Source organism: Capnocytophaga canimorsus (assembly GCF_002302565.1).
Lineage (GTDB): Bacteria > Bacteroidota > Bacteroidia > Flavobacteriales > Flavobacteriaceae > Capnocytophaga > Capnocytophaga canimorsus.
Map to the genome: position 1 here is coordinate 2,075,696 of NZ_CP022382.1, position 13,309 is coordinate 2,089,004.

At 36.1% G+C, this 13,309-nt stretch carries 10 protein-coding genes; 1 reads left to right on the forward strand and 9 read right to left on the reverse strand.

The window, feature by feature from the left end; all coding sequences use genetic code 11:
• The first annotated feature begins 13 nt into the window (after nt 1–13).
• Nucleotides 14–964 carry a thioredoxin-disulfide reductase gene (gene trxB / locus CGC47_RS09030; RefSeq protein WP_095900269.1) on the forward strand — a complete coding sequence of 317 codons (951 nt, stop codon included), beginning with the start codon at nt 14–16 and terminating at the stop codon, nt 962–964.
• Between the two features lie 44 nt (nt 965–1,008).
• Here the strand turns inward: trxB and CGC47_RS09035 are convergent, their stop codons facing one another.
• The 9 genes from CGC47_RS09035 to gmk form a co-directional block, all read right to left on the reverse strand.
• On the reverse strand, nt 1,009–1,545 hold the full coding sequence (locus tag CGC47_RS09035; RefSeq protein ID WP_041985120.1) for an RNA methyltransferase: 537 nt from the start codon (nt 1,543–1,545) through the stop codon (nt 1,009–1,011).
• A 272-nt stretch (nt 1,546–1,817) separates the two neighbouring features.
• A complete protein-coding gene (locus tag CGC47_RS09040; protein WP_041999562.1) occupies nt 1,818–3,647 on the reverse strand; it encodes an SLC13 family permease in 1,830 nt (609 codons plus the stop codon).
• A gap of 235 nt (nt 3,648–3,882) precedes the next feature.
• Nucleotides 3,883–4,350, reverse strand: a complete 468-nt coding sequence (locus CGC47_RS09045; protein ID WP_041999536.1) for a hypothetical protein — start codon at nt 4,348–4,350, stop codon at nt 3,883–3,885.
• Nucleotides 4,351–4,915: 565 nt separating this feature from the next.
• Nucleotides 4,916–6,799, reverse strand: coding sequence for a molecular chaperone HtpG (gene htpG / locus CGC47_RS09050; protein WP_041999533.1), 1,884 nt, complete (start codon nt 6,797–6,799; stop codon nt 4,916–4,918).
• Between the two features lie 406 nt (nt 6,800–7,205).
• Nucleotides 7,206–8,450, reverse strand: coding sequence for a hypothetical protein (locus CGC47_RS09055; RefSeq protein ID WP_041999530.1), 1,245 nt, complete (start codon nt 8,448–8,450; stop codon nt 7,206–7,208).
• A 104-nt stretch (nt 8,451–8,554) separates the two neighbouring features.
• Complete coding sequence (metE, locus tag CGC47_RS09060) at nt 8,555–10,858, reverse strand: 5-methyltetrahydropteroyltriglutamate--homocysteine S-methyltransferase (RefSeq protein ID WP_041999527.1); 2,304 nt, start codon at nt 10,856–10,858, stop codon at nt 8,555–8,557.
• Nucleotides 10,859–10,922: 64 nt separating this feature from the next.
• Complete coding sequence (gene metF, locus CGC47_RS09065; protein WP_041999524.1) at nt 10,923–11,879, reverse strand: methylenetetrahydrofolate reductase [NAD(P)H]; 957 nt, start codon at nt 11,877–11,879, stop codon at nt 10,923–10,925.
• Between the two features lie 269 nt (nt 11,880–12,148).
• A complete protein-coding gene (gene nadD / locus CGC47_RS09070) occupies nt 12,149–12,733 on the reverse strand; it encodes a nicotinate (nicotinamide) nucleotide adenylyltransferase (protein ID WP_041999522.1) in 585 nt (194 codons plus the stop codon).
• Nucleotides 12,730–13,302, reverse strand: coding sequence for a guanylate kinase (gene gmk, locus CGC47_RS09075; protein ID WP_041999519.1), 573 nt, complete (start codon nt 13,300–13,302; stop codon nt 12,730–12,732). Before gmk ends, nadD begins: the two co-directional genes overlap by 4 nt.
• Nucleotides 13,303–13,309: the final 7 nt, after the last annotated feature.

A 13,309-nucleotide genomic window follows, 5' to 3' on the forward strand; every position in this document is an offset into this window, starting at 1 on the left:
AAAAGATAAAATTATGGCAGAAATAGAAAAAATAAAATGTTTGATAATTGGCTCTGGCCCCGCAGGATACACAGCAGCCATATATGCTTCTCGGGCAAATATGCAACCCGTTTTATATCAAGGGGAACAACCAGGTGGGCAACTAACCACTACTAATGAGGTAGAGAATTTCCCAGGATACCCTAATGGAATAACAGGACCTCAAATGATGGTGGAATTGGAGCAACAAGCCAGACGCTTTGGGGCGGATATTCGTAATGGTTGGGTTACTAAAGTTGATTTTTCGGCTACTCCTCATAAAGTATGGATAAATGAAACTCAAGAAATTCACACCGATGCCGTAATTATCGCTACAGGAGCTTCAGCAAAATACTTAGGGCTCGACTCCGAGCAACATTACCTAAAAACGGGTGGAGGGGTTTCAGCTTGTGCCGTTTGTGACGGATTTTTCTACCGTAAACAAAAGGTAGCCATAGTTGGCGCAGGAGATTCGGCTTGTGAGGAAGCTCTATATTTGTCGCATATCTGTGAAAAAGTAACGATGTTGGTGCGTAGAGATGAGTTTCGAGCTTCAAAAATTATGGAAAATCGAGTAAAAAAGGCTCAAAACATTGAAATATTGTTTAACACAGAAACGCAGGAAATTCTTGGAGATGGACAAGTAGTAAGTGGCTTGCGCGTGAAAAACAATAAAACGGGAGAAACCTCCGAAATTCCTATTACGGGTTTCTTCGTAGCTATTGGGCATAAACCTAATACCGATATTTTTAAATCTTTTATCGAAACCGATGAGGTAGGCTACATTAAAAACGTTGCAGGAACTTCACTAACCAATGTGAAAGGGGTTTTTGTAGCAGGAGATGCTGCCGATAGCCGATACCGACAAGCCATTACCGCCGCAGGTTCTGGATGTATGGCAGCCTTAGATGCCGAGCGCTATTTGGCTACTTTGGAAGACGAATAGGAATCAAACTATTATAGATGATTTCGAAATTACCCAAATGGATTTTAGTTCATTTGGGTAATTTTTTGCCATAAATCCCAAATTACAATTCCAGCACTTACTGAAACATTTAACGAATGTTTCGTGCCATATTGCGGAATTTCAATCACTCCTTGACAAGCAGAAACTACCTCTTGTTCCACGCCTTTTACCTCATTGCCAAATACAATGGCGTATTTTTTATCACTTTCCACCTCAAAATTATGGAGCATCACGGCATTTTCGGTTTGCTCAATGGCAATTACTGTAACGTTTTCTTCTTGAAGTTGTTTTACTAAGGCTAAAGTGTCGGCAACGTACTGCCAATCTACGCTTTCGGTGGCACCTAAAGCGGTTTTATGAATTTCTTTATTGGGAGGTGTAGCAGTAATTCCGCATAAATAAATTTTTTCGATGAGGAAGGCATCACAAGAGCGGAAAACCGAACCGATATTGTTCAAGCTCCGTACATTATCTAAAATGACAATCAAAGGAGTTTTTGTTGCTTTTTTAAAATCGGCAACTTCCAAACGTTGCAATTCGCTGTTGGCTAACTTTCGCATACGATAAATATCTTTTTATTTGATTTGGTAGTGTGTTTTAAAGGTTTCGTTAGCAAAAAAATAGTTTCCGGAAGCTAAAAAAATGCTTCTGAAGGCTTCTTTTTGGTAAACGAAGACAAACTTTCTTTATTAAAAAGAGCGGACAAAGGTACACTTTTTTCAAAGTTTACTTCTATCAAAACATCGGATTTCAAACGTTGTTGATAAAAAGTAAAAGAGCGTAAAACTCAAAGTTTGTTTAAAAGGTAATTTTTACCAAAGAGAGAAAAAAATTAAAAAGGAAACAAAAAAGGCAATAACAACACCAAAACAATTCCCATAATGAGCTGTAATGGAGCACCAACACGGATATAATCCATAAAATTATAGCGCCCAGCGTGCATTACCATTGCATTCGGAGGGGTTGAAAAAGGCGAAGCAAAGCATAAACTTGCTGCTACTGCCACAGCAAACAAAAACGGATAAGGACTTACCCCCATACCTTGTGCTGCGTGCATTGCAATAGGCGAGAAAAGCACAGCTGTAGCTGTATTACTAATAAAAAGAGTCAGTATGGAAGTGGAAAAATAAACCCCAGCCAATAAAGCGTATGGACCAAAGTTTCCTAAGTGTTGTACTAAGGTATTAGAAATGAGTGATGCCGCTCCGGTTTTTTCGAAAGCTGTAGCCATAGGTAACATTGCAGCAATAAGCACTACGGTTTCCCAATTGATACTATTGTAGGCTTCTTCCATATTTCGTAGACAGCCCGTAATGACCATCAATATGGAAGCTAACATTACCGCCGTTACCGCAGGAATAATGTTGGTGACCATAGCGATAATCATCAGTAGCATAATGATTGCAGCAATGGGGGCTTTTTGGTCGAGCGTTACTTTGGCAGCTTCTTTAAGGGGCTGACCTACTAAAACCAAATCGTCTTGCCTATTGCTTAGTGCGGCAATATCTTCCCAACGTCCTTGAATGAGTAAAGCATCGCCCGAGTGTAATTTCATATTTTGAAAACCTTCACGTTTGTAGGTGGTTTGGCGTTTAATTCCTAAAACCGTTACATTGTATTCTTCTCGAAAACGAGCCTCTAAGATGGTACGGTTAATCAGTTTTGAGTTCGGCATAACGAATACTTCGGCAATACCTGATTCCTGAAAGTTAGAAAAAGTACCTTCGGTGTCGGCTTCAAAGGTTAACAGATTTTCTTGAGCAAACTTTTTAATATTGTCTTCATTTCCTGTACAATAAATAACATCACCGTGTAAAATCAGTGAATTGGGTGTTGCCATAATTTCCAAATATTTTTTCCCTAAACCAGAAGCACTTGTTTTGCGTATGATTTTAGTAATATGAATATCATAACGAGTGGCAATTTTTAGTTCGGCAAGGGATTGGTTTAGTAGTGGTGTGTTTTTGGTAATTTGAAATCGGAAGGCTTGATGATTGAGCTGATACTCACTAACCAATTCTTGCAGGGTTTTTCCGTGTTTCTTGATGCGTTGTTTATCGTCTTTGTCTGAGCTTATTAAAGTTTTACTCAAAAAGAACATTCCTATAATTCCTACGGTTAAGCAAATCAAACCTACGGGGGCAAAGGAAAAAAAGCCTAAAGGTTCGTATCCTGCTTTAATTAAAGCTTCTTGAATGACTAAGTTGGGTGGAGTACTAATTAGTGTAAATAGCCCCATACTACTGGCAAAAGCCAAAGGCATTAAGTAGCGTGACGGATTTAGGTTAGCACTTGCCGCCATACTTACCACGATGGGCATCATTACAGCTACGGTTCCGGTATTGCTTACAAAAGCTCCTACTGAAGCCGTCACGAGCATTACTAGTACAAAGAGTAATTTTTCGTTATTTCCTGCCAATCGTAAAATGTGGCTACTAATCATTTTTGCTAGTCCTGTACGGAAAATACCTGCCCCCACAACAAAAAGTCCTACCATCATAATCACCACCGAGTTTGAAAAATCAGCCAAAGCCTCAGCCGGAGAAAGAATACCGAAAAGCATCAGGCATAATAAGGCACACACAGCTACTAAATCGGAACGGACTTTACCGCGCATAAAAAAGAATGAAGCAATACCTAATATGGCAAGAGTAATATACATAGGGTCGGGCAAATAAAAGCTCATAGTCTGTTGTAAGTTTAAAAAAAATGCTCAACAAATATAACTTTTTTATTGTGAAAAAGAAAGTTTTATATCCGTAAATTAAAGGTGTTTTTTGAAATCTGAAAAATGCCAAAAAAGGTTTTTTATCCGATAAAAAAACTCCTTTTTTAGGGTTAAAAAAGGAGGATTAAAATAAATGTATTTTCTTTGTAATGAATTAGATACCCAATGATTATGTAGTAGAAGGCGGTATTTTCGTTTTTTTCTTTTCGTATCGTTTAGCCATTTCATCTACTAAGTTTTTGACCGAAGCATCTTTTTTGGCGGCTGCTTTGAGATAGCCGTACACTTCATTGCCCGTATGCATTGCATCTATAGATGCGGCGTGAATGGTATCGTCGATGTTTTCAAGGAGTGATGCCACCAAAATACGAATGTCCCAAAGCTGGTCAATAAGTTTTACATCATTGGCAAATTCCTCCTTGTTAAACGATTGAAGCAAATACTGCGGAAAATGAGTGGCTCCACGCAAGGCGAGATTTACAAATTCCACACTTTTTTGCCCCATCGAGGCTCCCCCTCTTTTCTGACCTGCTGGAAGAGCTATCAGAAAGGGTAACAATTGCTGAATTTCTTGCAATTTGACTTTTACTTGCTCTTTATCGGAATCCGATAACTTAGCGCTTACCAAATTATTCATAAGTATTACTAATTTATAAGTTGCTCGTTATAAAAGTAATACTTTTTTCGTTACGAAACTTATTTTTAGTAAATGTTTAACTTTTAAGGGGTTGTCTTTTGAGTGAAAAAATGAACCATTAACAAAAAGTAAAGAAGAATATCATACTCTCTTTATAAGAATAACTATTTTTTATAAATCAAATATAAGTAAAATGGTTTAAAAGGCTAAATGATTGTTTTCGGAACCTAAAAAATAATCATCAAAAGCTAAAATATTGTCATCGGAGCCTAAATTATTGCTTCTGGAACCTAAAATCTTGTCATCAGATGCTAAAACATTGGTTCACGAACCTAAAAAATAGTCATCGGAGCCTAAATTTTAGGTTTTGGAACCTAAAAAATAGTCATCGGAAGCTAAAATATTGGTTCACGAGCCTAAAATATTGTCATCGGAATCTAAATTTTAGCTTTAAAATTCAAAGTTTGTTGTTTTTGGTTTATTATTGATTTTTACAAAGGCAAAAAAAGAAAAGCGATACACAAAAATGGTGCATCGCTTTTCTATAGTTATGGAAAAAACAATATTATTTCAATTCCTGAAAATTGCGTTTGATGAAATCGGTAAGTTCTTTTCCTTTCAAAAGCCCTTGCGAAAGTCTCGCCAAATCAAAGGCTTGTTTGATGAGGCTTTGTTTTTCGTTTTCGTCTTTTGCATTAAGTATGGAAGTTGCCAAAAGCGAATTGGTATTAACCACCAAATGATACATTTCAGGGAAATTACCCATTCCGAACATTCCGCCACCGCCCGTAGCACTCATTTCTTTCATACGACGCATAAATTCGGGCTGATTGATGCTAAAAGGTGTGCTATCGCTGTCCAAATCTTCCAATTGCACCACAAAACCTTCACTCGGAATGCTTTTTTCGATGCTTTCTTTAAGTGATGTTTTTTCTTCTTCCGAAAATTTGGAAATTGTAGTATCTTCTTTTTGAATCAGTTTGGAAATCGGAGCCGAATCCACTCGAGCAAAAGTCAAGTTTTCATTATCGTGTTCTAATTTTTGAATTAAATGCGACACAATGGGCGAATCCAAAAGCAACACTTGGTATCCTTTTTCCTTAGCTTCTTCAATGGCAGCGTGTTGTACCTCTTTATTTTGGGCGTAAAGCACCACCAATTTACCATCTTTATCCGTTTGTTGGTCTTTTAAGGCTTCTTTAAGCTCCGAAAGCGTATAATACTGGTCATCTACCGTTGGATAAAGCACAAAATCCCCTGCTTTTTCGTAGAATTTCGGCTCGGAAAGCATTCCATACTCCAAAACAATCTTAATATCGTTCCATTTTGATTGAAAATCCTCACGATTTGTATTGAAAAGCGATTTTAATTTATCAGAAACCTTTCTGGTAATATAATTTGCGATTTTTTTAACATTGCCATCGGCTTGTAAGTACGAACGTGACACGTTGAGCGGAATATCTGGCGAATCGATAACTCCTTTAAGCATTGTCAAAAATTCTGGAACAATTCCTTCCACATTATCCGTTACAAAAACCTGATTTTGATACAACTGAATACGGTCTTTTTGGATTTGCATATCCATTGACAATTTTGGGAAATACAAAATTCCCGTTAAATTGAACGGATAATCCACATTTAGGTGAATGTGAAACAAGGGGTCGTCAAACTGCATCGGATAAAGTTCACGATAGAAGTTTTTATAGTCCTCGTCTTGCAAATCGGCAGGTTGTTTTGTCCACGCCGGATTTGGGTTATTTACAATATTGTCAGCCGTTTCATATTCGGTTTTGTAATTTTCATCGGCATTTTCAGGGCGAGGAAGTGGCACTTGTTTCGTTCCGAATTTAATCGGAATTGGCATAAATTTGTTGTATTTACGCAACAATTCCTCGATGCGATATTCTTCCAAAAACTCGGTGGAATCTTCGGCGATGTGTAAGATGATTTCCGTACCTCTTTCTGACTTTTCGGCAGGTTCAAGCGTGTATTCGGGAGAGCCGTCACACGTCCATTTTACGGCAGGAGCATCAGTGTACGATTTGGTGATGATTTCCACTTGGTTTGCCACCATAAAAGCAGAGTAAAACCCGAGTCCGAAATGCCCTATTACACCTGCATCTTTGGCAGTGTCTTTGTATTTTTCTAAAAATTCTTCTGCTCCTGAAAAAGCAATCTGATTGATATACTTTTCCACCTCTTCGCCCGACATCCCGATACCTTGGTCGATGATATGTAAGGTTTTATTTTCCTTATCAATCTTCACTTCGATGATAGGATTTCCATACTCTACTTTTGCCTCGCCAATTTGGGTTAAGTGCTTTAATTTCAGCGTAGCATCGGTAGCGTTAGAGATGAGTTCCCGAAGGAAAATTTCGTGGTCACTGTATAAAAATTTCTTGATGAGTGGAAAAATATTTTCCACCGAAACATTGATATTTCCTTTCATTTCTTATGAGATAATTTAATGATTAAAAGATTAAAAAATTCAACTTTTAAAAGATTCAGAGAATCCAAAACATAACAAACCGAAAAGATTGAAAAGTTTAAAAATCCAAAAAACTAAAGATTTTAAAGATTAAAAAAGTCATCAATTACTTACAAAATGATTAAAAAACCTAAAAAATAGCTTCTGAAAGCAATATTTTTGAATCCGTAACCAAAATAATTACTTTTGTTATCATTTTGATTGTTTCTTCAAACTAAACGGAATTTAAACTTGACTAAATAAAAAAGTTTTAATTTGCCTTCGTTTTGTAAAAATCTTCTTTTTGTACTTTTACGAGGTTTCAAAATTTTCAGACAACTTCTTCCCAAAAAAAATACCAAAGTATTTGATGATGTCAATTTGTCAGTTAAAAGTCATCGTGAGAGGTATTTTTTTTGATGTTATACCAGCCCTTTTTATCGTTTTCTTTTACATAACGAATGAATAAGTAATACTGCTCTCGAATTTCTTTAAAAGGTTCACTGATGAGTAATTGGAAAGGTTTTTCGTATTCATTGGAGCGAAAACTATCCCAATTTGGAAAATGACCCACAAATTTTTGATGCTTTTTGCTGAGAATTAGAGGGGTGTTAATATCCGTATAGTGTATTGAATCGTATTCAAAGTTGGTAATGTATTTAAGAATGATTTTACGCTCTTGATGATTTAGTAAAGGATAAGCGATAGCTTTCTTGTTGTCTTTTATTACTAAGAGTAGATCATTGATAACCATTACTTCAAAGTGTTCGTGATGCTCTAAATGATGTACATAGGTGTCATCTAACCAAAAGATATCATCAAATTTTTCATTGTCATCAAAATGATAAACAATATCGTATTTAAGCTCAGATGTTTCGTTATAAAAGGTTATCTTTTCCAAAATAGTGGGAGTATTCAAACTATCTTTTTCAAGGAAATATTCTGACGAGGTATCTGTTTCAATATCGCAACACAAAAACAATTTTTTGTGGGTGTAATTATTTTTAGAAAATCCTTCCATACCTATGCGATACACCTGATGATTTTTCACATACTCAATATAGGCTTCTTGTTGAGTATAGGTAAGTACATCTTTTGCAAGTAACCTCAATGAGGTATTATAAATATCGTATTTTCCTTTATCATAGCCAATTATAAAGGCACGATTTGCCTCAATACGCTCATATTTCTTTGGAAGTAATACTTGGTTTTGGTAACGAAGTTCTGTTTTTTTATTTTTGTGTGTTTTTACCCAATAATTTTCTCGTAGTAATAAGCTAGTTTCGAAGGCTCTTCTCTCTTTTTCAATGCCGAAATTTTCATAATTAAGTTTTTCTAAAAATGGTATTTTTTCGTTTTTGCCAAGGATGTCAATATAGGCTTTTTTTACGATAAAGGATTGATTCTTGTCAGATTGTATGCCTTTTGAAAAATAATTTTTTTGATATTCTCTGAATATATATACTTTTTTAGCGATGGGTTCAATGGTTTGCAGTATATTATTTTCAGGTTCAAAACAAGTAATGATTTCTTGTTGGTAAAATTTATTGAAATTTCTTTTTGTTATTGATTGATACTGGGCATTTATTTTCAGTATAATAAAAAAGAAAAATAAAAGGCTATGAGTTTTCATACGTTTTCTTAAAGAGACATCAAAAATCTTACCAAGCTTATTTCAAAAGAAAAAAGGTTGCTTTTGCTTTTAAACAACCTTTTTGTTTACGGATTTAGAAATAGTTATTTTGTGTACTTGTTTCGCAATTGTTTTGCGGTTTCAACCATTGCCACTAAAGCTTTTTTGGTTTCTTCCCAATGGCGTGTTTTGAGTCCGCAATCTGGGTTAATCCACAAATTCTGTTGCGGAATAACCTTAATGGCTTTTTCCATCAAGAAAGTCATCTCATCAATGGAAGGTACACGAGGCGAGTGAATATCATACACTCCTGGACCAATTTCGTTAGGATATTTGAAATCGGCAAACACATCAAGCAATTCCATTTGCGAACGTGAACACTCAATAGTGATTACATCAGCATCCATATCGGCAATGGCCTGAATCATATCGTTAAATTCGGAATAGCACATATGGGTATGTATCTGAGTGCTATCGGCTACTCCTGAAGCTGAAATTCGGAAAGCTCGTATCGCCCAATCATAGTAGTCTTCCCAATCTTTTTTACGAAGTGGTAATCCTTCGCGAACAGCAGGTTCATCAATCTGAATGACTTTAATCCCTGCTTTTTCCAAATCAACCACTTCGTCGCGTATTGCCAAAGCAATTTGTGTACAAGTAGTTGAACGGGGCTGGTCGTCACGAACGAAAGACCATTGCAGAATAGTTACCGGACCTGTAAGCATTCCTTTTACAGGCAATGAAGTCAACGATTGTGCAAATTTTGACCAACGTACAGTCATCGGTTCAGGGCGTGAAACATCACCATAAATAATAGGAGGTTTTACACAACGTGAACCATAACTTTGTACCCAACCAAATTTGGTAAATGTATATCCTTTTAATTGTTCACCGAAATATTCCACCATATCATTACGCTCAAATTCTCCGTGAACCAATACATCAATACCTGCTTCTTCCTGAAAACGTATAGAATCCTGAATTTCGTCTTTTAAAAGGCTTTCATATTCCTCCAGCGGAAGAATGCCTTTTTTGAAGTTTGCCCTCCAGCTTCTTACCTCTTGTGTTTGAGGAAAGGAACCAATGGTTGTGGTTGGGAAAAGGGGCAAATTCAGTGTTTTTTGCTGAATGGCTTGTCGTGTAGCAAAATTGCTTTTACGATGTGCATCCTTTTCAGTAACAGCCGAAACACGTGCTTTTACAGCGGCATCGTGAATGAGTGTTGAGGTTTTCCGATTGTCATTGGAAACTTTATTTTGAGTAATGGCTTGTTTCTGCTCTGGTGTTATTGTATCCTGTACGATTGCTTTGAGGGTGGTAATCTCACGAAGTTTTTGTTTAGCAAAGGCGAGCCATTGCTTGATTTCGGGAGTGAGCACTTTTTCATCATTTTCTAATTCCAAATTGCAAGGCGAATGAAGCAAAGAACAAGAGGAAGCTATCAGAATACGCTCATCACCTATTTTCTGCTGTGCTTTTTGAATCAAAGCTACCGATTTTTCAAAATCATTGATCCAAACGTTTCTTCCGTCAATAACTCCAAGAGAAAGTTTTTTATGATTATCTATCTGATTAAGAACATCATCTAATTGCTCAGGTGCTCGTACCAAATCAATGTGGAGTACATCAAATGGAAGGCTTAACGCCAGAGCCAAATTGTCAGACAATGCTCCGAAATAGGTAGTGATGACAAATGTAGTATCAGGAAAATCTTTTTTTAAAGATTCATAAACAATCGTATAGGTTTCGTTGGCTTTCGGGCTGAGGTCGAGTACCAAACAAGGTTCATCAATTTGAATGGTTTTAGCTCCAGCAGCTACCAATTCCTTTATGATTTGTTTGTATGTGGCAAGCAATGAAAGAGCCAAGTCCAAACGGTCAAAATCATTCTCCTTTTCTTTTCCTAATAATAGATAAGTTACCACACCTAACAATACAGGTTTGGTCTCAAAGCCTTTATCTTTAGCAAATTGGTATTCGGCAAGGGCTTTGTTGTGTCGTACTTCAAAGGTTTGGTTTTTGTAGAATTCAGGAACGATGTAATGATAGTTGGTATCGAACCATTTGGTCATTTCCATAGCGGTAATATCAATTCCGTTTTTTTGGTATCCTCTTGCCAAAGCGAAATAAAGTTCCATATCCGAAAGATGTTTTATCGGACTGAAACGATGCGGAATGGCATTGACACTGAACGAAAAATCGAGTACTTGGTCGTAAAACGAAAAGTCATTAGATGGAAGCAAGTCAATTCCTGCTTCTTGTTGAATTTTCCAGTTGTGAATACGTATAGCATCAGCAACTTCGAAAAGTGCTTTTTCAGAAAATTTTCCTGCCCAAAAAGCCTCATTAGCTTTTTTTAGTTCGCGTTTTTCCCCAATACGAGGATATCCTAACAGATTGGTTTTCATATCTAATTATATTTTTTTATTATTTATTATGAATGATATTTTTCTTTTTAGATGAATTGAATTATTAAAATACTTTGGAAACGATATCTACAATACCATCGGATTTTCCCATAGAATAATAATGAAGCGTAGGAACGCCATAGTTTTTAAGCTCTTTACTTTGCTCAATTGCCCATTCGATGCCTACTTGCTTTACTTCTTTGTTCGTTTTACATTTTTCCAATTCAGTAACCAAAATTTCTGGTAAATCCAACTTAAACACCTGCGGAAGCAAATTGATGTGCCGTTTGTTGGTAATGGGTTTTATACCTGGAATAATGGGTACATCAATCCCAGCCAAACGTACTCTTTCAACAAAGTCAAAATATTTTTGATTATCGAAGAACATTTGAGTTACAATATAGTCGGCTCCTGCATCTACTTTCTCTTTCAATCGGGCTAAATCAAAAGATAGAGAAGGAGCTTCCAGATGTTTTTCAGGATATCCGGCTACCCCGATGCAAAAATCGGCTCCGTAATCGGTTTCAATGACATCGTGCAGATACTTCCCTTTGCTCAAATCTTTGATTTGTTTTACTAGTTGTGCAGCGTAGGTATGTCCGTTTTTGGTGGGTTGGAAATAGCGCTCTTCTTTCATTGCATCACCTCGCAGAGCCATCACATTATTTATTCCCAGATAAAAACAATCGACCAATAGGTATTCGGTTTCTTCCTTTGTAAACCCTCCACAGAGTACGTGAGGAACGGTGTCGATACCATATTTGTACTTTATAGCAGAGCATATTCCTACCGTACCAGGACGCATACGGGTGATTTTCTTTTCCAGTAATCCGTTAGGATGTTCCTTATAAAAATATTCCTCTCGCGATGTGGTTACATCAATAAAAGGAGGCTTGAACTCGATAAGCGGTTCGATATTTTGATAAAGCTCTTCGATATTATTTCCTTTTTTAGGAGGAACAATTTCAAAGGAAAAGAGGGTTTGCCCTTTGGCTTTGGCAATATGCTCTGTTATTTTCATATTTTTTTGTTGTATTATATTTGTTATAAATTGGGGCAAATGTAAAAAAATATTTTTCTCAAAACAATTTTTGTGTAAAAAAAAACTATAAAATAAAAATAAAGTAAAATTATTTTTTAAAATAAAATAATGGAAATTTTTGTTTTGAATTTAAGTTACTTTAAATCAGTTGTTTAATTATGATTTAGTTCTTATTTTCAAAAAAAATAGACATAAAAAAACTGCCTAATTCGTAGGCAGTGTACTGAAAAAAAATATTAAAATATGATTTATAGATAGTATCCCATTTGGTCGATATATTGCCAAACTTTTTCTGGAAGTAAAGGTTTTACGTTTCGTTTTTCTTTGATTTCTTGTCGGATAAAGGTTGCTGAAAGCTCAATGATTGGTGCTTGAATAAATTTTACATTGGGGTGGTTTACAAAAATATCGGGGAGGTTGCCTTCCGAAATTCGCGGATAAATATACAAATGATAATTAGCTAAAATTTGTTCGTAATTTTTCCATTTATAAAAACTCTTCAGATTGTCCTCCCCCATAATTAACGAAAAAGTATAGTTAGGGAACTTTTCTTCCAAGTACATCAGTGTATTTATGGTGTAATTAGGTTGTGGCAGACGAAATTCAATGTCTGAAGGACGAATTTTAGGATATGCTTCCACTGCTCGGTGTACCATTTCCAACCGATGATAATTATCCAGCAACGATTTTTTTTCCTTAAACGGATTCTGTGGCGTAACTACCAGCCAAAGCTCATCCATATCGCTATGTTCAACCAAATGATTGGCGATAATCAAGTGCCCAATGTGTATGGGATTGAATGAACCGAAAAACAAACCTATTTTTCTCATTATTTTGTATTTAGGAAATTTTTTACCGCAAGTAAGGTTTGTGCCACAGCATCTTCTAAAGTATCATTGATGATGATTTTATCAAAATGATGAGCCTGAGCCATTTCAGTAGAAGCTTTGGCAATACGCATATTGATTTTTTCTGCGGTTTCGGTTTGTCTGTTTTCCAATCGTCTGCGTAATTCTTCAATATTCGGAGGTTGTATAAATAAAGATAAGGCTCGCGTACCGAATTGTTTTTTGACGTTAATTCCTCCAAAAACGTCAATATCTAAAAGAATATTTTTTCCTAAGTTGCTGAGCCTCTCAATTTCTGCTCGTGTGGTGCCGTAAAAATTATCGGTATAAACTTCTTCCCATTCTAGAAAGTCACCAGCTGCAATTTTGGTTTTAAATTCTTCTACGCTAACGAAATAGTAATCTACACCGTTTTTTTCTTGTCCTCTCGGAAGACGTGAGGTCGTGGAAATTGAAAAACTCAAATTCAATTCCGAATGTTTTAACAATTCGCGTACAATGGTTGTTTTTCCGCTTCCAGAAGGTGCCGAAAAAATAATCAATTTTCCACTCATTCTGTTT

What these genes read in the sequence shown, in the direction of transcription:
- CGC47_RS09035 (WP_041985120.1), bottom strand. Translation starts at nt 1,545, where the DNA reads ATGCGAAAGTTAGCCAACAGCGAATTGCAACGTTTGGAAGTTGCCGAT.
- metF (WP_041999524.1), bottom strand. Translation starts at nt 11,879, where the DNA reads ATGAAAATAACAGAGCATATTGCCAAAGCCAAAGGGCAAACCCTCTTT.
- CGC47_RS09040 (WP_041999562.1), bottom strand. Translation starts at nt 3,647, where the DNA reads ATGTATATTACTCTTGCCATATTAGGTATTGCTTCATTCTTTTTTATG.
- gmk (WP_041999519.1), bottom strand. Translation starts at nt 13,302, where the DNA reads ATGAGTGGAAAATTGATTATTTTTTCGGCACCTTCTGGAAGCGGAAAA.
- CGC47_RS09045 (WP_041999536.1), bottom strand. Translation starts at nt 4,350, where the DNA reads ATGAATAATTTGGTAAGCGCTAAGTTATCGGATTCCGATAAAGAGCAA.
- metE (WP_041999527.1), bottom strand. Translation starts at nt 10,858, where the DNA reads ATGAAAACCAATCTGTTAGGATATCCTCGTATTGGGGAAAAACGCGAA.
- trxB (WP_095900269.1), top strand. Translation starts at nt 14, where the DNA reads ATGGCAGAAATAGAAAAAATAAAATGTTTGATAATTGGCTCTGGCCCC.
- CGC47_RS09055 (WP_041999530.1), bottom strand. Translation starts at nt 8,450, where the DNA reads ATGAAAACTCATAGCCTTTTATTTTTCTTTTTTATTATACTGAAAATA.
- htpG (WP_041999533.1), bottom strand. Translation starts at nt 6,799, where the DNA reads ATGAAAGGAAATATCAATGTTTCGGTGGAAAATATTTTTCCACTCATC.